This is a genomic window from Arthrobacter sp. SDR-2R, assembly GCF_057747955.1.
On sequence record NZ_CM173231.1, the window covers coordinates 3750158 to 3770127 of the forward strand.

Genomic DNA, 19970 nt, shown 5'->3' on the forward strand with positions numbered 1-19970 from the left:
GCCGGCCGCAGACAGTAGCCCAAGCTTTACCCTCTTTCGAATGCTCAACCACCAGAACGGGGAGCCGTCCACCGGACGGCTCCCCGTTTCGTTAGGAGACAAAATTGCTCAGTGACGACCAAACACTCCGCATCCTGGAGGCCGTCGACGCCGCCTTCGATGCCCAGCTGACCTTCACCCAGGACCTGGTCAAGCACCCGTCGCTGCGCACCCGGGAGGGCAGCGCCCAGGACCTGATGCATGCGGCCATGGCAGGCCGTGGCCTGGAGATGGACCGGTGGGAGCTGGACGCCGATGACCTGTCCGCCCATGAGGGCTACGGGCCCACAACGGTTTCCTATGCGGGCATGACCAACGTGGTTGGCACGTACCGTCCAGCCTCCGAGCAGGGCCGATCCCTTATCCTTAACGGCCACATCGACGTCGTCCCCGAGGGTCCGTCCGAGTCCTGGTCCCGCTACCCTTGGGACGCCCCCATCATCGACGGATGGATGTATGGCCGCGGCGCCGGAGACATGAAAGCAGGTCTCGCAGCCAACCTCTTCGCCTTCGACGCTGTCCGCGCGGCGGGGTTCGAGCCCGCCGGTCGCATCCACTTCCAGTCCGTCGTCGAGGAGGAATGCACAGGCAACGGCTCCCTGTCCGCACTGATGCGCGGCTATCGTGCCGACGCCGTCATCATCCCCGAACCAGAAGAAGACATGCTGGTGCGCGCCAACGTCGGCGTGCTCTGGTTCAGGGTCAGGGTCACCGGGAATCCGACCCATCCCCGTGAGATGGGCACCGGCTTCAACGCCATCGACGCAGCGTATACGGCAATCTCTGCGCTGCGGGAGGTCGAAGAGAAGTGGAATGCGGACCGCGGACAGCACCGCTACTTCGAAGACCTGGACCACCCCATCAACTTCAACTTCGGCGGCATCCAGGGCGGGGACTGGCCCTCCAGCGTCCCGGCCTGGTGCGAGTTCGACGTGCGCGCGGCAATATATCCCGGCATCCCCGCGGAGCAGGCATGGGCTGAACTTCAGGACTGCCTTGCCTCCCTGGGCCGGGGACCCGACCCGATCAACGCGGTCGGTGTGAAGACAGGCTTCTTCTCCGAGGGCTATGTGCTGGAGCCCGGAAGCGAAGCAGAGGCCATGCTGGAGCGCACCCATGAGCAGGTGTTCGGCAGTGAACTGCAAAGCTTCACCACGCCGGGCTACCTCGACGGCCGGGTCTTCACGCTCTATGCCGATACGCCGGCGCTGGTCTACGGCCCCGTTTCAGAGTCGATCCACGGGTTCGACGAGCGGGTCTCGGTCGAATCCATCCGCCGGATCACCAAGAGCATCGCCCTGTTCATCGCCGGCTGGTGCGGCATCCACGAACAGCCCGGGGTCCATTCGGAGCCCTGAGCAGCGCCAGCCATGGGTACGCTACTTCTACAACGAGCGAAACCACTCAACGAAATGGACGGAACCACATGCACGCCGTGCTCGAATACACCTACGAGGACAACTACCTTCAGACCCGCGGACAATACCGTTCAGACCACCTCAAGGCGGGCTGGGAAGCAGTGGAACGCGGCGAGCTTCTGCTGGGCGGGGCCGTTGGTGACGGACCCTTCACCGGGTTGCTGATCTTCACCGGCGAGAACGCACTCGAGGCGGCAAAGGCCTTTGCAGCCGCCGATCCCTACGTCAAAGCTGGCGTCGTGACGTCCTGGACCGCCCGCCCCTGGACAACGGTGCTAGGAAAAGAGGCGGCCACCCCCGTCCACCCCTGAATCCTCCGCAATCCGCTTGATAGCGGCGAGCGTTTTCGGAATGCCGTCCAGCGCCTGCTGGGTGCGGTCGGCGATCTGGGCGTCAGCCGCCTCACCGTACTTCTCCTTGAACATGGCTATTCCCTCCGGCAGGAATTCCCACGACTCGCTCAGGATGGTTCCGTCGGCTGCGGGGGTGAGCGTGAAGCCCCAGCGGACGAATTTGCCGCCCACCACCCAGGCGAACTCGCGGCCGCGTTCGGCAGCCACCACCTGCGAGCGGGTCTCCCAGGTCCGGTTCGGGAGCTCGTTATGCCCGGTGAACCAGGCGCCGGGTTGGCCAGCGCTGTCCTGGTCGTCCCACCAGCACGACGTGCAGACCGGGCTCCACTCACCGGTGCGGGTGACATCGGAGACCAGGTTGTAGAGGGTCTCGGCTGATGCCTTGATGGTGATGGATTCCTGGAATTGGCGGATGCTGCTCTCATTCATGGGTCCATCCTTACAGACAGTTTCTTCTTCTGACGGCGGCTGCCCCTGATCGGCGAAGTCCCCGGCGTGGCCGCCGTCGTTCTTGGCCCGGCCGAGCACGGCGACCACTTTTACCCGTGGTCCAAGGGCGGTTCCACCAGTCTGCAGAACTTCGTGGCGGCCTGCGCCAGGTGCAACCGGGCCAAGCGTGCGCATATTCCGTCTCCGGGCCAGCAGCGGCGGATGGAACGACGACGGCGTGAGTACCTGCCGCCGTCGTCCTCCGTCAGCGTGGGCGAACGGCAGCCGCTGCCCTGAGGCAGTTGGCGTGCGGGCTACGGCCCGCTCTCCGCAGCCTTGGCGAGCGTGAATATGCCATATCGCATCGCACCGGTGCGGTAGGCCAGGATCAGGCGGGGAATGCCCAGAAACGAGTTGCGGTTGCGTGCGCCAAGGGCGAGGCGGCGTGTCTCGCCGTCGGTGAGCAACAACTTCACGAGCCGGCCGGCGCAGATCGGCCAGGTCCGGGCGACGCGGCTGCTGACATCCTCATAGCCGGCGACCGCAAAGCCCGCCGCCCTTGCCATCGCCTCGTACTCCTCGCGCGTGCCCATCGAGGGCAGGCGCCCTTCGCGGCAGATCGGCTCCAGCAGGTGGCGGACCTTCCACCCGCTGGCATCGGTCTCGGCCAGCCACGCGCAGATGACCAAGCGGCCGCCGGGTGACAGCACGCGGTGCGCCTCGGCGAAGAACCTGGGCTTGTCCACCATGTGCTCGCTCGACTCGATCGCCCAGGCCGCGTCGGCCGAGGCGTCGTCAAGGCCGTTGGCGAGCCAGTCGCGGACCTGGATGTCCACGTCCGGTACACCATGCGCGGCGGCGTAGCGGGCCTGCGCAGCGGACAGCGTGAAGCCGGTGACCCGGACACCTCGTGTCACTGCGAGCCGCCTCGCTGTGGAGCCGTAACCGCAGCCGATGTCGAGGCACGCCTGGCCCGGCATCAGCCCCAGCCGGTCGCCAACTGTTTCGACCAGCGCCTCGACGGCCTCGCCGGGTGTCTCATGGCCGGTCACCCAGAGGCCGTGATGGACATGCTCGCCCCAGACCCGGCGATAGATGGGGTCTAGCTCGTCGTAGTGATCCGCCACCGCCACGGCGTTCTGGGAGATATCGGGGACGATCACGCCACGACCCTACAACGGGCTCCACGCCGCCGGAAGGGTCAACAACCTAGCGCCCCGACCACTCTGCAGGCGTTAACCCGGCCATGGGCCCAGTCCTTCCCGATGTCGCCAACCGCGTCGGTGGTGGATTCGACCTTTGCGCGGATGTCCGAGGTGGTGCCGCCGGGGTTGGCACTGCGGGCGAGCGCGGCCACCGCGGCGACAACAGGCGAGGACATCGAGGTGCCGCTGCCGATGTCATACCCCTGGGAACGGTTGTACTCCCTGGCAAGGGTAAACCGGTGGTTGGGGAAGGTGGAGTAAACGCTGACCCCCGGCGCTGCCACGTCCACCCACGTGCCATAGGTGGAGAATGTCGCCTTCGTGTCGTTGTTGTCGGTTGCGCCCACGGCAATGACATTGGCGTACGCGGCCGGGTAATTCATGGAGGTGTTCCCACCGTTGCCGGCCGCAGCAACCAGCACCACACCCGCGTTCCAGGCATTATTGACCGCAGTTTCCAGGGTGGTTGACGCGCCGACCGCCAGGCTCATGTTGATGACCTTCGCGCCGTTCTTGACGGCCCAGTTGATGCCGTTCGCCAGGCCTGAGCTTGATCCCATCCCCGTGTCGCTGAGGATTTTCCCGGCCAGGATGCTGCATCCCGGGCACACGCCGGCCACGCCCATGCCGTTGTTGGCGGTGGCGGCAACGATTCCGGCGACGTGGGTTCCGTGGCCGTAGTTGTCGTCGTTGCTCCTGGACGTGGTGAAGTTGGTCCGCGCCACGACCTTCGGGTTGATGTCGGGATTGTCCATCGCGACGCCGGAATCCAGGACAGCCACCCGGATCCCGGTACCTGTGGTGACGGTCCAGGCTTCGACCGCGTCCACGTCCGCGTCAGGTTTGCCCTTGCCTACGGTCACGGTACCGGCAGTGTTCGTGAATGACTGGCCTGTGTTCTGCAGCGCGTACTGGCTGGGGAAGTAGGTGTCGTCCGAGGCCGGAGTGACCACATAGTCCGGTTCGGCGTATTCCACCGCGGGGTTCCGGCCCAGCGCTTCGACCAGCTGCAGCTCCTTCCCTGCCGGCACGGTGATCAGGTGCGCGCCGGTGCTGCCGACGTCGGGCCCGTCGGTCAGCCCGTGCGATCTGAGGGCGCCTGCGGCGGCGGCATTGTCGCGGAACTTGACCAGGATCTGCCCTGCAGTGATGGCAGGGTCGGCCGCGGCGTTGCCGGGGACCACACCGCCCAGAAAGGAGCCAATAACCAGGAGAAGGGCGGCGAAGCTCGCCAGCACAAGCTTTTTCATGGGCTTATCTTCCGCGCGCGTGGCCCGGCTGGATAGGGGGAAAGCCCCTTGATATTTTCCCGGCCACCCGGGCTGTGGCCAGCAGGCAGGGCAGGAAGGACGACGGCGGCACTTGCGTATCGCCGTCGTCGTTCCTTCCAGCCCTGCGTCCGCCCGCCCTACGGGGCTGTTCGACGACCGTGGCGTGTCCGCTCAGCGGGCCTTCGCCTTGGTCACGGTGATTGTGATGCGGTCCGTAACCGCATGGGGGCTGACACCGTTGGCGGCGGTCACCCTGAACGTGAACTTGCCGGCCTTGGCCGGGGTGCCGGACAGGACACCCGTGGCCGCATCCAGGCTCAGGCCTGCAGGCAGTGCACCGGAGGACACGTGGAAGGAGGGGGCGGGGGCAGCCGTGGCGGCGAACGTGTAGCTGTAGGCGGTCCGCGTGTTCGCCTTGGTGGGCGGTGTGGCCGCGGTGAACACCGGCGGTGCTGCGTCCACGGTGATGACCGATACCGTGTTGGAAACGGTGTTGACGACGTAGGCGGCCGACCCGTCCGGGGACACGGCAACACCGGTCGGATGCGTCCCGACCGTGACGGCGGAGGTCACCGTCCCCGAGGCCACGTCGATGACGGACACCGTGTCGGCACCGGAGTTGGTGACGTAGGCCGCCGACCCGTCCGGGGCGACCGCAACACTGTCCGGGGCAAACCCGACCGGGATGGTGGAGGTCGCCGTACCCGACGCAACGTCGATGACCGATACGGAGTCGCCCTCGTTGTTGGCGACGTAGGCTTTTGACCCGTCCGGGGTGAACGCCACGCCCGTGGGAGATGACCCGACCGGGATCGTGGAGGTCCACGTGCCCGAGGCGACATCAATGACCGACACCATGTTGGAGTCCTGCCCGTTGGTGACGTAGGCCTTGGACCCGTCCGGGGCGAACGCGACGGCATTCGGAAGCGGCCCCACCGGGATCGCGGAATCCACCGTGCCCGAGGCCACATCGATGACCGACACCGTGCCTGAACCGCTGCCGCCGCTGGTGACATAGGCAATCGACCCGCTCGGGGCAAACGCAACGGCGAACGGAGCCGCCCCGACAGGGATCGCGGAAGCCACCGTCCCCGAATCCACGTCGATGACCGACACCGCGTTGGAATCCCCGCTGGTGACGTAAACAATCGACCCGTCCGGGGCCACCGCAACACCCAGCGGACCCGCCCCGACCGGGATCGTGGAAGCCACCGTGCCCGACGCGACATCAATGACCGACACCGTGCCGGCTTCCCAGTTGGTGACGTAGGCTTTCGATCCGTCCGGGGTGAACGCGGCGTCCCTGGGGCTTGAGCCGACCGGAATGGTGGAGGTCACCGTGGCTGCAGCGGTTGCAGGGATAGTGCCCGCCAGGATGAGGGCCGCCAGGATCGTCCCGATAAGTGCCACACTCCGGCCGCGAAGGCGGGCAGCGGATGAAGGTGAACCCTGGTATCGCCCGGACCCTGTGCTCAGTAGCTGCATCACGTTTCCCCCATTTCGAGAGCAAATCCTGTTGTGGCGCGGGCGTTGCGGCCCGGACGAAGATCACCTGCTCAAGCCGGAGTCTATAGACCGGGCAACCCCAAGGTCACCGTTGGCCGGTACCTGTCTTTTGGGCTGCAACTACCTGTTTCGCTCCGCTTGGGAGGGCCGTTTAGTGTCACGTAAGCGGGGTGATGGGGGTTACGGAGAACGGTTCGGCCAGCAGTGACTGCACCCCTTTCACGAATTCCTTTACGTGGTCTTCTTCGTGGTGGGCGGCGAGGTCGGCGCGGCGGGCCCATCCCTCAAAAAGGATGAAAGTACCTGGCCTTTGACCATCGGAGAAGACGGTGTATTCCAGGCATCCGGCGTCTTTTCGGCTCGCGGACTGAAGCCCCATGAGTGCTTCATGAAGCGCGGCTTCGCGCCCTGCTTTTGCGGTGAACACTGGCATTAGCCAGGCTTGCGCTTCTACCTGGCTGACCGTTGTCTGTCCCAATTTTTACCTCCTGGGGTGCTCCTGTGCCGGCAGGAGGGGCGGCATGGCCGCCGCCCCTCCCTTTTGGTCATGCGTCGATCTGCGGAACCTCGACCCACGCTTCTTTTGCAGCGGACTCGACGATTGCGTCATCGATGAGGGCCACCTGGTAGCCGTCGGCGAAGCTCGGGCTGACGCTGCCGCCTTCCGCAATGGCCTTGAAGAAGTCGTGCGCCTCGATGATCTTCGTTTCGCCGTATCCAATGCCGAGGGCAGGGATGGGCCAGAGTCCTTCTCCGTAGGGGTGTGCGGGCCCGGTGTAAACGGTGCGGAATCCCCGGCGGTCACCCGGGTCGGATGCAAAGCAGACCTGCAGTTCATCCCGCCGCTCGTAGTTGAAGACGATGCTTCCTTCGGTCCCGTGGATTTCAAAGGTGATGTAGTTGTTCCGTCCGTGGGCATTGCGTGTTGCTTCCACCGAACCCACAGCGCCGTTGGCGAAGCGGATCATGGTCATGACCTCGTCGTCCACATCAACCTGGCCGCGTGGGCCTTCACCGCCGCGTACGGAGCCGAGCGCGTCGGCGCCACCGGTCTGCAGCGGCCGCTCGGGGATCCAGGTGGACAGGAGGGCATTGACGGCGCTGAACTCGCCGACCAGGTAGCGCGCCATGTCAATGACGTGCGTTGCGATGTCGCCGAGGGCGCCGGAACCTGCGATGGATTTCTGGAAGCGCCAGGACAGCGGGGAGTTGGGGTCGGCGCTCCAGTCCTGCAGGTAGGTGCCACGGAAGTTGAGGATTTGTCCGATTGCCCCTTCTTCGATGTATTTCTTTGCCAGCGCGACGGCGGGCGTGCGCCGGTAGTTGAAGGCGACCATGTGGACAATGTTCTTGTCTTTGACCGCGTCGTACATCGCTTTGGATTCTTCGCCCGTACGCGCCAGGGGCTTTTCGCAGATGATGTGCTTCCCTGCTTCGGCGGCGGCGATGGCAATCTCGGCGTGGAGGTGGTTGGGCGTGGCGATGTCCACCACGTGGATGTCCGGATCGTCGATGATGCTGCGCCAGTCCGCTGTGGAGTTCTCGAACCCGAAGCGGCGGGCCGCCTCCGCCGCGAGATCCGGGTTGGCTTCCGCAATGACTTTTCGGACCGGCATGGCTGGTGCGGGCCAGAAAAACATGGGCATGGCGGCGTAAGCCAGCGAGTGGGCCTTGCCCATGAAGCCGCCTCCGATGAGGCCGACGTTGAGGTTCTGCATGTGAATCGTGTTCCTTCCGGAAGGCGGGGCAGTTGCCGTCTGGGGCAGTCCCCGCGGTTGAAAAATTAGTGAGAGAGGAGCTTTTCGAGGTACTTCTTGCTGAGGGCCGCGGCTTCCCGGGGGTCACCGTCGTAGTTGTCGAGCTCCACCATGAGCCAGCTGTCATACCCGCTTTCCCGGATTGCGGCGATGATGTCCGGGAAGTCCAGCTCGCCCTGCCCCAGGGGGAGGAAGTTGAAGGGGTCCTGCTGGAAGTCTTTGAGGTGGACGTGCCGGATACGGTCCGGGTATTTGCGGATGACGGCGGCTGGGTCGGCCCCGCCGGCAGCAAGATGGGCCGTGTCCGGGCAGAAGCCGATCCGCGTGAGCGGCATCAGCTTCTCCAGCTCGTCCGGGCTCTCGACGATGGTGCTCAGGTGCGGGTGGTAGCTTGCCGACAGCCCGAAGCTTTCGGCGATGTCCGTTACCTGGTCCAGCGCGTCGCCGAGCCGGCGGTAGTCTTCGTCGGTGGTGCCGGCCGCGCGGCGTGCCCCGCCTCCCACGACAAGCCGTTCCGCTCCGAAGTTGCCAGCCAGCTCGGCGGCACGCCGGATCCGGTGCAGCTCGTCCGGAAGTATGTCGGCGTAGATGAAGTTCGCCCCGGTATAGACGCTGGTCAGCTCGATGCTGTTGCCGCTCAAGATCTCTTTAAGTTCTTCGGGCTTGTCGGCGTATTCGGCCAAGTTGCCGTCAAACATTTCAACACCTTGGTATCCGACTGATGCGATGTCCTGGACGGCGTCCCGCATGGACCCATGGGCCATGTAGAAGAGGTCCTTCACGCTCGTCACGCCTTGCGGGTGGCCGACCACGCCGCCCCAGGTGATGGAACAGTAACCGAGTTTCATTGCTTCTGCCTTTCAGCTGCCGGGGAAGATCTGAGTGATCCGATGAGGTTGTCTGTGTGGGGAACGTCGACCCACCGCTGCTGGGCAGCCGAGGCTACGACCGCCTCGGTAAGGAGTGCTGCGCGTAGTCCGTCGCGGAAGGTGGGCAGGCCAGCGGGTTCCTGACCGTGGACAGCCGCGTAGACGTCTGCGACGAAGGCGTTGAAGCTGTCCTGGTATCCCTGCGGGTGGCCCGGGGGAAGTTTGGCGTACCGCCGGCCGCCCGGGGTGGTGAGTGTTTGCGGGCCGACAGGGATTTCGGAGCGTGAGTCGATGCGGCCCACGTGCAGGGTGTCCGGCTGTTCCTGGTTGAAGCTGAATGATGCTTCGGTTCCGTCGAAAGAGAACCAGAGGCGGTTCTTCCTGCCGGGACTGACCTGGCTGACCACCAGGGACCCTGTGGCGCCCTTGTCCGTCTCGAACAGGAGCGTGGCGCCGTCCTCGGTGGCAACGGAGGACAACTGCCCGCCGGTTTCGCGTTGGTCGTACGCGCGGCTGGTCCTCGCCACGAGCCTGGTGATTCTGTGCCCGGTGGTGAATTCCATGAGGTCGCACCAGTGGACGCCGATGTCACCGAAGGCCCTGGAGGCTCCTCCGATGGTCGAATCCACCCGCCAGTTGGTGGATTCTGCGCCGGCCAGCCAATCCTGCAGGTACGAGCCGTGCAGGAGCCACAGGTTGCCCGCGTCGCCGCGTCCGATGCGGTCGCGTGCCTCGCGGACAGCCGGATAAAACCGGTACACGAATGGCACACCGGTGACCACGCCGGCCTGGTCCGCGAGGGCTTGCAGCTCCAGGGCATCATCCACGCTGGTGGCCAGGGGTTTTTCACAGATCACGGCTTTTCCTGCCGCAATGGCCTTGCGTGCCAGGTCGGAGTGGGTGGCGTTCGGGGTGCAGATGTGGACCACGTCCACGTCTGCTCGTGCGATCAGCGCTTCCGGGGATTCGGCTGCGAAGCGGGCACCGAGCGCGGATGCCGCGGCTTCGGCAGAAGCCTGGGTGCGTCCGGCGACTGCAATGACGTCACCGCCAGCTGCACGAACAGCGTGGGCGTGGACGGAACCCATGAAGCCTGTTCCGATAATTCCGGCGCGTAGTTGGGAAGCCACGGGTGCTACTTCTTCCGGGCCAGTGCGACGGCCAGGATGATGATTGCGCCGCGGACCACCTGCTGCTGGCTGCTGTCCAGGCCGGCCAGGATCAGTCCGTTGTTGATCAGGCCGATCAGAAGGGCGCCAAAGAGCGTTCCGATGATGGAGCCGAATCCGCCGAAGAGGCTGGTACCGCCCAGGATGACGGCGGCGATCGCGGAGAGCTCATCGCCCGATCCCCACTGGAACCGGCCGGACTGGAGGCGGCCGGCGTACAGCATGCCGGCAACGCTGGCCACCATGCCCGAGATGAGGAGCACCTGGAATTTGATGCGCTTGGTGTTGATGCCGGTGAACTCGGCAGCGTTGCGGTTACCGCCCGTTGCGAGGACCTGGCGGCCGAACCTGGTGCGGTTCAGGACGACGGCGCCGATGGCGACGAAGATTGCGCTCCAGACCACCAGGCCGGGCACCGGGCCAAAGTCTCCGGACCCGAACAGCGTGTTGAAGGTGTCGTCCAGGATCGGCTGCGGGGCCGAGGCGGTGATCCACTGCGCCACACCGACGGCGATGCCCAGCATGCCCAGTGTCACCAGGAAGGAAGGGATACCCAGGAGACTGACGAGTGCACCGTTGACGGAGCCCACCACGAGTCCGACGGCGAGGCCCGCGAGGATGCCGGGGACCAGGCCCCATTGTGCCAGGGCCATGGCCGTGCAGACGCTGGAAAGGCCTGCCACGGAGCCCACGCTCAGGTCGATTTCCGCGCACGAGATGACGTACGTCATTCCGACGGCGATGACCGTGATGGTGGCCGTCTGCCGGAAGATGTTGAGGAGGTTCTGCGGGGACAGGAAGCCCTGGTCCCGCAGCAGGACGGCGAAGAAGATAAAGACGACGACGAAGCCGATGTAGATGACGTAGCGCCGCCAGTCCAGCTCTTTCAGCATGGACCCGAAATTGCGGGGTACCGCGGCCTCGCGCGGGGTGATGGTGTTTGCGTTGCTCACTGGTCAGACTCCCTGGACTGCAAGTTGAAGATATTCCTCGTCAGCGATCTCGCTGCGGGGGATGTCACGGATGACGGAGCCGTCCTTGAGGACGAGGACGCGGTCACTGACCGCGAGTAGTTCGGGGTACTCGGACGAGATGACGATGACGGCTTTGCCGGCACTGGCGAGTTCGCGGATCATGTCCAGGATTTCGCTCTTGGTGCCGATGTCGACGCCGGCCGTCGGTTCATCGAGGATGAGGATGTCCGGGTTGGTGCCCAGCCACTTAGCGATGACCACCTTTTGCTGGTTGCCACCGGAGAGCAGCCGGACAGGACGGTGGGGGTGGGCCACCTTGACTGCGAACTTCTTGATCAGGGACGAGGACAATTCCTTGCCCTTGGCACCGTCCAGCAGGGGTCCCCGCTGAATCTGGCCCAGCAGCGGCAGCAGGAGGTTGTCGCGGACCGAATGGTCCAGGACAAGGCCCTGCGCCCGCCGGTCCTCGGGGATGAGGGCAATGCCGGCGTCGATGGCCTGCTGCGGTGAGGCTAGGGTGCTCTTCTTCCCCCGGATGAGGATGTCACCGCTGTCACGCCGGTCGATGCCGAACAGGGCGCGCGCAAGTTCGGTGCGCCCGCTTCCCATGAGCCCTGCCAGCCCAAGGATCTCGCCGGGCCGAAGCGTGAAGGAGATGTCCTTCACCCGCCGCCCGACGTTCAGGCCGCGGACCTCCAGCAGGGGTGCTCCCCCATGGGCCACGTCCGCCCGCTCGCGGTAGGCAAGTTGGCCTTCGATTTTCTTGCCAACGATGCCTTCGACGATCTGTTCGGGCGTCACCGCGCTTAAGGGTTCGGTCAGGAGCCGGCGGCCGTCACGGAGAATGGTGATCCGGTCCGCGAGCCGGTAGACCTCGTCCATCCGGTGGGAGATGTAGATGATGGAAATCCCGCGCTGCTTGAGCCGGTCAATCAGTTCGAAGAGCGCTTCGGACTCGTGCCGGGCAAGGCTGGCGGTGGGCTCATCCATGATCAGCACCTGGGCATTCTGCGAGAGTGCCTTGGCGATCTCGGTCAGCTGCCAGTACGCGGTACCCAGCCGGGAGACCTCAGCCTGGGGGTCTACATCGACCTCCATGTCGGCGAAGATCTCCTTGGCCCGCCGGACCGAGGCCCTGTCGTCAATGAACCCGCCCGCACCGAGTGGCTCGGCGGCAAGGAAAATGTTCTGGGCCACGGTCAGGCTGGGTACCAGGCTGAATTCCTGGAAGACCATGCCTATGCCCGCTGCCTTGGCTTCCTGGATCGAGTTGATGACGGTGGGTTTCCCGCCGATGAGGATCTCACCCGCGTCCATCTGGTAAACGCCCTGGAGGATCTTCATGAGCGTGGATTTTCCGGCGCCGTTGCCGCCTGCCAAGGCGTGGACTTCGCCCTTCCGGACGTCAAAGCTGACGTCCTTCAGCACGGAGACGCCATTGAAGCCTTTGGAGATCGAACGCATTTCGACGGCATTGTCTGCGGTGTTCATTGTTGCCCTTTCGGGACCATGCGGGGGCATTGCAGCCCCCGCACGGTCGGCTCTGGCTACTTCTTGTAGGACTCTTGGATGTCCTTGGGGGCGTCCTCGTGGTAGACCTGCTTCCAGGCTTCCAGGACGTTGGAGTGGTCCACCGGCAGTGCGCTCAGCGCCACGTAGGCCGGTGCCTGCTTGCCGATGAGGGCGCCTGCGGCCAGCCGGGCCTCAGTGACGCCCTGGTCGAAGGGAACCTGGGCGCCGAGCCCGACGACGAGCTGGTCTTTGGCCAGCGCGATGGCGACGTTCTTGCCGAGGTCCTCGGTGGCGATCTTCAAGTCCGGCCGGCCCGCGGCGCGGGCGGCAGCCATGACACCTTCGGCCGGGACATCCCATACCGCCCAGATGCCGGAGAGGTCGGCGTACTTGCTCAGCATGGCGTTTGCGGCTGCCTGCGCATCACCGGCGAAGTCCGGACCGGCGATCCCCTTCTCCTCGACGATCTGGATCCCGGGGTATTCCTTGGTGATCGTTTCCTTGAAGCCCTGGTAACGCTGCTTGGTCACAAAGAAGTCAGCCTGGTGGAAAACCAGCCCGATTTTGCCCTTGCCGCCGATGGCTTTGGCCATCTGGTGTGCGGAGACGACGCCGTTTCCGTAGTTGTCGGCGGAAACGACCGAAACGTAGTCCTTGCCGGCGGTCAGTCCCTGGGGGATGTTGTCCATGAAGACGAGCTTGGTTCCGGCGGCAGCGGCCTTCTTGTAGGCCGAGGAGGTGGCCACGGGGTCGGTGGGGATGGACACAATGATGTTCGGGTTCTGTGTCATCACGGTCTCGATGTCCGAGACCTGCTTGTCCGGCTTGAAGTTGGCGTCCGTTGTGGCAATCACCTGGATGCCGAGCTTTTCGAACTCGCTCTTGAGGCCGTTGGTCTGGGCGTTGGCCCAGTCGTTGCCGCCGTAGTGCATCACGATGGCGGCTTTGGCATTGAGTGCCTTGATTTTTCCAATCTCTTCGGGCGTCAGGTCCGCAGCGGAGGCCGGGGACGGAGTTTCGCCGTTGGGACCCTTGCTCATGACCTGTCCCTTGATCTTGTCGAGGGCCTGCTGGGCCTTCTCGGAAACGCCGGCATCAGGGGCATTGGAGGTGCCCGCTGCTGAGCTGCTGCAGGATGCGACGGAAAGGGACAGAGCTGCGGCCAAGGCCACCAGGGGAAGCCTGCGGATCATCATTGTTCTCCAGTGCTTGTTTGGAATGGGTGGTGTGGTTGTTTGAGTCAGGCCAGCGCTATGGCGAGGGCAGGGGGAACCGGCGACAGGACAAGGCCGCCTGCGGCTGCGGCTGTGCGGACAGCGGCCGCCTTGTCGGCAGCCTTCACGAAGGCTTCCGCGTGGACCTTGTCTACGAAAAGGCCCAATGAACACGGCCCGTGGTGGGTTTGCACCCACCGCACAGCCTCCCCTGCCACCTTTGCCATGCCACCGGCGGCCTGGACTACTGACCCCTGGATGGTCGTCAGTGACACAGGCGTGCCGGATTGGTCGAGGGAGACAACCAGGCTTGCCCACAGGATGTTGTCATCGAATACGCCGATAACTGCCGAGGAACCGGCGGGGACAAAAGTGCGGACAGCTGCTGCGAGATCATCACGTGCTGCGCCCGTAAGCAGTACCTCAAAATGAGCCCACTGGGCTTCATCGACGTTCCGGAAGCTGGTCCCTGGATTGAGTGAAAGAGCGGCCGCGATTGTGTCGCTCATACCGCTCACTCTCTAGTCCAAATTTGCCCCGTGAACGTTTACGAAGCTTCCGTGAACGTTTACGGTAATTAGCGTAAACGCTAACGGAGCGCGTGTCAACGATCACATGGCAGGCTGTTGCGGGGGCAGGGACGTAAGCTTAAGCGGGCTCACAGCTGTCCCAGGCTCAGCTCGCACAGCGCAGGACAAGGAGAGGCATGGCAGGCATGGCAGTCCGCCGGGAGGGCAATGACGGGCCTCCGGCAGCGCCGTCGCGCAGGAAACCCACCATCAACGATGTGGCGCAGATGGCGGGCGTCTCCTTTGGCACTGTCTCGCGGGTCCTGAACGACGCGCCGGACGTCAGCGCCTCAACCCGCGAACGCGTTCTCCAGATCATCAAGGACATCGGCTACCGGCGGAACCGGGCAGCCACCGCACTGGTCACCAACCGCTCGACGTCCATCGGCATACTCTCCGACGGCTCGCCGCGGTTCGGCCCCGTGGGAACGCTGCTGGCGCTTGAAAACGTTGCGCGGAAGAAGGGCTTCGCCACAACGGTCATCAGCGTCGAGAAACCCTACGAAGAGTCTGTCCAGGACGCCCTCGACAGCCTGGACGACAGCGGCGTGGGAGGGATCATCGTCATCGCGCCGGTTGTGGATATGGCGGCAGCCGTCTGGAACGCCACATGCCGTGTACCGGTGGAGATGATCGCCGCCGGAGCCTCCTCGACTCCCAATGTCTTCACCTACTCGGAAAACCAGGAACTCGGCGCCAGGCTTGCCACCCAGCACCTCATAGACCTGGGCCATACGGACATCGCCCATATTGCCGGGTCCATGGACTGGTTCGATGGACGGGTCCGCAAGCGTGGCTGGGAAGCGGCACTGCGGGATGCGGGGCTGGAGCCGGGGCTGTGCATCGAAGGCGACTGGAGCCCCAAGTGGGCCTATGAAACGGGCCTCCGGCTGGTACGCGAGGGGAAGGTTCCGCAGGCCATTTTCGCCGCCAGTGACCACACTGCGCTGGGGCTGATCCGCGCTTTCACCGAAAACGGCATCCGGGTTCCGGACGATGTCAGCATCGTGGGATTCGACGACGTTGAGGGGTCTGACTATTTCCTGCCTCCCCTGACCACCGTGCGGCAGGACTTCAACGCGCTGGCGCTGATGAGCACCGAGGTGCTCATCGGCGCCATGGAGGGGCGGGACGTGGACCGCACGCCCATCCCGCCCACCCTGGTGGTGCGCAACAGCGCCCGCCAGGCAGCCTCCCGCAAGTAGAAAGCTCGCAAAGGGAAGCACGACGGCGGCACTTGCGTCCCGCCGTCGTCCTTCCTCCCATGCCGGGCACCCGCCCGCCGGCCCCTACGGGTGCACCAGCACCTTCACCGCGGTGTCCTTGTGGTTGATGAGGGTGTCGAAGCCCTGCTCCACCAGGTCCTCCAGCGCGATCCGGCCGGTGATGAACGGCTTGAGGTCCACCTTGCCCTCCTGCACCATCTTGATCACGGCGGGATGGTCGCGGACGTAGGCGATGGTGCCGCGCAGGTCGATCTCCTTGAGCACAATCTTCTGCATGTCCACGGTGGCGGGCGCGCCCCAGATGGACACGTTGACCACCACGGCGGCGGGCCGGACGGAGTCGAGCATGGTGTCCAGCACCGCGTTCACGCCGGCACATTCGAAGGCGACGTCCGCGCCCGTCCCGCCGGTGAGCTCCCGCACCCGCTCCGGCACGTCCTCCTTGCTGGGGTCCAGGACGTGGTCCGCCACGCCGCTGGAGGTGGCCTTCTCCTTGCGCGCCTGGGTGAGTTCGCTGATGATCGTGGTTACCCCCATGCCCTTCAGGACCGCGGCGGTGAGCAGGCCAATGGGCCCGGAGCCGCCGACCAGCGCCGTGTCGCCCGCCTTCACGCCGCTGCGCGCCACCGCGTGGTGCGCCACGGACAGCGGCTCGATCAGCGCCGCCTCATCGAGCGGAATATCCCCGATGGGGTGCACCCACCGCTGGTCCACCACGATCTTCTCGCTCAGCCCTCCCCCGCCGCCGGACAGCCCGATGAAGCCCATCTGCCGGCACAGGTGGTAGCTGCCCGCCTGGCACATGTCGCAGGTCCCGTCCACAAAGTAGGGTTCGACGACGACGTTGTCCCCCTTCGCCAGGCCCGTCACCCGTTCGCCCACCTCGGAGACAGTCCCGGAGAATTCGTGCCCCAGGGTCACCGGGGATTCCTCGTGCGAGAGCGGGTGCGGGTGCCCGGGTGCCGGGCAGAAGATGGGGCCTTCCAGGTACTCGTGCAGGTCGGTGCCGCAGATGCCGCACCACGCGACGTCGATCTTCACCGCCCCGGGCCGGAGTTCGGGTTCCGGGATGTCTTCGATGCGGATGTCCTTTTGTGCGTGGAATCGGGCTGCCTTCATGATGGGTTCTTCCTTTAGCGGGTGTGGTGGCTGGGCTGCAGTTCGTACACCGGCGTCTCCAGCCCCTCCATCCGGGCCTTAAGCTGCAGCGCCAGGTAGGAGGAGTAGTGCCGACTCTGGTGCAGGTTGCCGCCGTGGATCCAGAGGTTGGGGACGTTGGTTGGTTTCCACATATTGCGCAGCTCCCCCTCCCACGGACCAGGGTCTTTTGGCGTGTCTGAGCCGTAGCCCCAGCATTTGCCCACGCGGTCCGCGATTTCGGGCGAGACCAGGTCCGCCAGCCACCCGTTCATGGACCCGTAGCCGGTGGCGTAGACAATGAGGTCGGCCTCCAGCTCGGTGCCGTCCGCCATCACCACGGCGTTGCCGGTGATCTTGGAAACCTGCCCGTTCTTCAGCTTCACCCGGCCGTCGATGATCAGCTGGGAGGCGCCGACGTCGATGTAGTAGCCGGAGCCGCGCCGCAGGTACTTCAGGAACAGGCCGGACCCGTCCACGCCGAAGTCCAGCTCAAAGCCGGCGGCCTCCAGCTGGGAGTAGAACTCCGCGTCCCGCTTGGCCATCTCCTGGTACACCGGCACCTGTGCCTCGGGCAGGATCCGGTACGGAAGGGACGCGAAGTGCAGGTCGGCCTTCTCGGTGGTGACGCCGTTGGCCAGCGCCTTCTCCGAGTACAGGTCCCCCAGCGCCAGGTCCATCAGGGATTCGCTGCGGGCGATGTGCGTGGAGGAGCGCTGGACCATGGTGACATCGGCGCCGTGCTCCCACAAGTCGGCGCAGATATCGTGGGCGGAATTGTTGGAGCCGATCACCACGGCCTTCTTCCCGGTCCAGTCCCCGCCGCCAGGGTGCTGGGAGGAGTGCCGCTGCTCCCCCAGGAAGCTCTCGGCGCCGTCAAAGGCGGGGATGTTCGGGTAGCCGGAGACGCCCAGGGCGAAGACGAGCTGCTTGGGCCGGAGGGTCACTGGTGACCCGTTGCGGAGGACGTTGACCGCCCATTCCTGCGTGCCGTCGTCGTACTCGGCGCCCACGCACTCGGTGCCGGACCAGTAGTTCAGTTCCATGATCCGGGTGTAGTGCTCCAGCCAGTCGCCGATCTTGTCCTTGGCGGCGAAAACGGGCCAGTCGTCCGGGAACTTCAGGTAGGGCAGGTGGTCGTACCAGACGGGGTCGTGCAGGTGCAGGGACTTGTAGCGGTTGCGCCAGGAGTCGCCCGGGTTCTGGTTCTTCTCGATCACGATGGTGGGCACGCCCAACCGCCGCAGCCGCGCCGCGAGGCCGATGCCGCCCTGCCCGCCGCCGATGATCACGCAGTAGGGCTGCTCCTCGTAGCCCAGCCGCGCCTCCTGCTCCTCCTTGAGCTCCTTCCAGGAGCGGCGGCCGCGGATGATCTCGTGCGCCACGCCCTGCTCGCGGCGCGGGCCCTTCTTCTCCTCGAAGCCCTTCAGCTCCTGCATGGTGGTGAGCAGCGTCCAGCATTTGCCGTTGCGCAGCCGGAGGTGGCCGTAGCCGCGGGCGGCGCCGGTCTCGAACGTGATCCAGGCTTCCACGGTCCCGTCCCGGCCCGCGTTGCCGGTGGCATCCTCCGCGAGCGCCCAGCCGGCGGCCTGAACATGGTCCAGCGTGGCTTCCAGCATCCGGCGGATGTCCGCCTTGCCTTCCAGCGTTTTCAGGTTCCAGGTGAACGCCACGAAGTCGCGCCAGTAGCTTTCCTCCTCAAAGAGGTCCAGCGCGGCGTCCACGTCGCGGCGCTGCAGGGCGCCATCCAGGCGGGCCAGCCAGGCCTGCGCGGCGGCGGTGGGTGTTTCGGTCATCTCCACTCCTTTGTGTGCGGTCCCTCAGGTGGTCCGGGCGGCTCCATCCCGCCGGGGTCCCTGCGGTATGCTGGGGCGGTCGTGAGCTGCATCACTATTGGAACGCGGCGGGGGTAACAAGCGCGTTACACGGGCGCTGCCGGCAAGGACGCCGGCGGTGAGGAGGAGACGGTGGACTACGGCCTGAGGTTCTCGGACCCGGCGAAGTACGCGCGTGCCCTGCGCCGCGCCCATGAACTGGTGATCTCCGGTGTCCCGCGCCCGGAGATCCCCACACCGCTGGCGGAATCGTGGCGACGGTCCATGGCGCTGGGCATCAGCCCGGACCAGCACAGCCCGCGGCACGTGCACGATCCGTCCGAGGTGGTTCAGCTGCGGCGCGAGCACCGGTTGCAGCGGGTGATGCCTGCGCTGCAGGACCTGCTGGCCGACGATTCCAGTTCCGGCCGCCACCTGCTGGTGCTCACTGACGCCACCGGGGAGATTCTGTGGCGGGTGGGCAGCCGGGAGGCCCTGCGCCGGGCGGACCGGCTGGAGTTCTCGGAAGGTGCGGACTGGTCCGAGGCGGGGATCGGCACCAACGCCATCAGCGAGGCACTGGTCAACGGCGGCCCGGTGCAGCTGTTCTCCGCCGAGCACCTGGTCCGCACCCACCACGACTGGGCGTGCACGGCCTCGCCCATTACGGACCCTTTGACGGGTGAGCTAGTGGGCGTGCTGGATGTCTCCGGGCCGCTGGACACCATCAGCGCGGACACGCTTCGGATGGTGCGGTGCGCGGTCCGGGTGGCGGAGTCGCTGCTGGGAACGCCCGACGACGGCGCCTCCCTGGGGGCGTCATCTTCCGTGCGTGCGTCGCGGCAGCCTGTCTTGCCCCGTGTTGCGGTGCAGCGGCTGGATCTCCTGGGCGACCGGCCAGCCGCTGTCTTTGCCGACGGAAGCCGGGTGCCGCTGACGCTGCGCCGGGCGGAGATCCTGGCGCTGCTGGATTCCCGCAGGCAGGGGTGGTCCGCGGACGAGCTGGCCTACGAGCTGCACGGCGATGTTGGAACGCCGCAGGGCATCCGCACCGAGATGTTCCGGGTGCGGTCGATGCTGGGCGATGCGGTGGAGTCAAACCCGTACCGGCTTGCTGCCGGACTTATTGGGTGCTCGGACTCGGGGCGGGTGTTGCGGCTGCTGCACGAGGGCCGCGTGGCCGAGGCGCTGGAGGCCTACACCGCTCCGCTGCTCAGCCGGTCCGGCGTCCTGGCGGTGCAGCTGCTGCGGGACCAGCTGAACCTGGCCGTTGGGTCGGCGGTAAGGGCCAATGGGGATGCCGGGCTGCTGATGCGGTGGTTGTCCACGGACATGGGTGCTGCCGATATTGAGGCGGTGGAGGCTCTGGGACAGCTGATGGGGCGCGGTGATCCCCGGTATTCGGCGTTCCGCGCTTCCTGTGCGTTCTTTGGCTGAGCCTGCCCGGACGCCGTAATTTAGCTTGGCAGGAGCCCGGTAATTGTGTTCGTCGGTTGAACGGGCTTCCA

Annotated in this window: 19 protein-coding genes; 5 read left to right on the forward strand and 14 right to left on the reverse strand. The window is 65.6% G+C overall.

Annotation, left to right across the window (positions count from 1 at the left end):
• The first annotated feature begins 104 nt into the window (after positions 1-104).
• Together AC3ANU_RS17310 and AC3ANU_RS17315 are read left to right on the forward strand one after the other, a co-directional pair.
• On the forward strand, positions 105-1397 hold the full coding sequence (locus tag AC3ANU_RS17310) for an ArgE/DapE family deacylase (RefSeq protein WP_018770460.1): 1293 nt from the start codon (positions 105-107) through the stop codon (positions 1395-1397).
• A 68-nt stretch (positions 1398-1465) separates the two neighbouring features.
• Entirely contained in the window at positions 1466-1768 is a 303-nt protein-coding gene (locus AC3ANU_RS17315) for a YciI-like protein (protein ID WP_018770461.1), read from the forward strand.
• Here AC3ANU_RS17315 and AC3ANU_RS17320 read toward each other — a convergent pair.
• The gene (locus AC3ANU_RS17320) at positions 1733-2239 is read right to left on the reverse strand and encodes an SRPBCC family protein (protein ID WP_051081402.1); all 507 of its coding nucleotides are present in this window, start codon (positions 2237-2239) and stop codon (positions 1733-1735) included. The genes AC3ANU_RS17315 and AC3ANU_RS17320 overlap by 36 nt on opposite strands.
• 66 nt (positions 2240-2305) lie before the next feature.
• Here AC3ANU_RS17320 and AC3ANU_RS17325 point away from each other — a divergent pair, with 66 nt between their 5' ends.
• Positions 2306-2536 (forward strand): HNH endonuclease, encoded by a 231-nt coding sequence (locus tag AC3ANU_RS17325; protein WP_231377438.1) that lies wholly within the window; start codon positions 2306-2308, stop codon positions 2534-2536.
• Positions 2537-2553: 17 nt separating this feature from the next.
• On the opposite strand, the gene AC3ANU_RS17330 is transcribed toward AC3ANU_RS17325, so the two are convergent.
• From AC3ANU_RS17330 to AC3ANU_RS17380, 11 genes are all read right to left on the reverse strand, one after another.
• Positions 2554-3402, reverse strand: a complete 849-nt coding sequence (locus AC3ANU_RS17330; RefSeq protein ID WP_488314938.1) for a class I SAM-dependent methyltransferase — start codon at positions 3400-3402, stop codon at positions 2554-2556.
• Between the two features lie 38 nt (positions 3403-3440).
• The gene (locus AC3ANU_RS17335; protein ID WP_488314939.1) at positions 3441-4694 is read right to left on the reverse strand and encodes a S8 family serine peptidase; all 1254 of its coding nucleotides are present in this window, start codon (positions 4692-4694) and stop codon (positions 3441-3443) included.
• 192 nt (positions 4695-4886) lie between these two features.
• On the reverse strand, positions 4887-6125 hold the full coding sequence (locus AC3ANU_RS17340) for a beta-propeller fold lactonase family protein (protein ID WP_488314940.1): 1239 nt from the start codon (positions 6123-6125) through the stop codon (positions 4887-4889).
• A gap of 253 nt (positions 6126-6378) precedes the next feature.
• Entirely contained in the window at positions 6379-6699 is a 321-nt protein-coding gene (locus AC3ANU_RS17345; protein ID WP_488314941.1) for a putative quinol monooxygenase, read from the reverse strand.
• Positions 6700-6766: 67 nt separating this feature from the next.
• Entirely contained in the window at positions 6767-7939 is a 1173-nt protein-coding gene (locus tag AC3ANU_RS17350; RefSeq protein WP_018770467.1) for a levoglucosan dehydrogenase, read from the reverse strand.
• A gap of 65 nt (positions 7940-8004) precedes the next feature.
• Positions 8005-8826 (reverse strand): sugar phosphate isomerase/epimerase family protein, encoded by an 822-nt coding sequence (locus AC3ANU_RS17355; protein ID WP_488314942.1) that lies wholly within the window; start codon positions 8824-8826, stop codon positions 8005-8007.
• Complete coding sequence (locus tag AC3ANU_RS17360; protein ID WP_488314943.1) at positions 8823-9977, reverse strand: Gfo/Idh/MocA family protein; 1155 nt, start codon at positions 9975-9977, stop codon at positions 8823-8825. The genes AC3ANU_RS17355 and AC3ANU_RS17360 overlap by 4 nt, the downstream gene beginning before the upstream one ends.
• Positions 9978-9982: 5 nt before the next feature.
• Positions 9983-10969 (reverse strand): ABC transporter permease, encoded by a 987-nt coding sequence (locus AC3ANU_RS17365; RefSeq protein WP_224084344.1) that lies wholly within the window; start codon positions 10967-10969, stop codon positions 9983-9985.
• Between the two features lie 3 nt (positions 10970-10972).
• Positions 10973-12481: a sugar ABC transporter ATP-binding protein gene (locus AC3ANU_RS17370; protein WP_018770471.1), complete on the reverse strand. Its 1509-nt coding sequence runs from the start codon at positions 12479-12481 to the stop codon at positions 10973-10975.
• Positions 12482-12537: 56 nt separating this feature from the next.
• The gene (locus AC3ANU_RS17375) at positions 12538-13698 is read right to left on the reverse strand and encodes a substrate-binding domain-containing protein (RefSeq protein WP_224084342.1); all 1161 of its coding nucleotides are present in this window, start codon (positions 13696-13698) and stop codon (positions 12538-12540) included.
• A 44-nt stretch (positions 13699-13742) separates the two neighbouring features.
• Positions 13743-14225, reverse strand: coding sequence for a hypothetical protein (locus AC3ANU_RS17380; RefSeq protein ID WP_488314944.1), 483 nt, complete (start codon positions 14223-14225; stop codon positions 13743-13745).
• Between the two features lie 197 nt (positions 14226-14422).
• On the opposite strand from AC3ANU_RS17380, the gene AC3ANU_RS17385 reads away from it, so the two are divergent.
• Positions 14423-15490 (forward strand): LacI family DNA-binding transcriptional regulator, encoded by a 1068-nt coding sequence (locus tag AC3ANU_RS17385; RefSeq protein WP_488314945.1) that lies wholly within the window; start codon positions 14423-14425, stop codon positions 15488-15490.
• A gap of 84 nt (positions 15491-15574) precedes the next feature.
• Here AC3ANU_RS17385 and AC3ANU_RS17390 read toward each other — a convergent pair whose 3' ends face one another.
• The gene (locus AC3ANU_RS17390; protein ID WP_488314946.1) at positions 15575-16630 is read right to left on the reverse strand and encodes a 2,3-butanediol dehydrogenase; all 1056 of its coding nucleotides are present in this window, start codon (positions 16628-16630) and stop codon (positions 15575-15577) included.
• A 14-nt stretch (positions 16631-16644) separates the two neighbouring features.
• Complete coding sequence (locus tag AC3ANU_RS17395; protein WP_488314947.1) at positions 16645-18444, reverse strand: NAD(P)-binding domain-containing protein; 1800 nt, start codon at positions 18442-18444, stop codon at positions 16645-16647.
• Between the two features lie 171 nt (positions 18445-18615).
• On the opposite strand from AC3ANU_RS17395, the gene AC3ANU_RS17400 reads away from it, so the two are divergent.
• Positions 18616-19899 carry a GAF domain-containing protein gene (locus tag AC3ANU_RS17400; RefSeq protein WP_488314948.1) on the forward strand — a complete coding sequence of 428 codons (1284 nt, stop codon included), beginning with the start codon at positions 18616-18618 and terminating at the stop codon, positions 19897-19899.
• Positions 19900-19970: the final 71 nt, after the last annotated feature.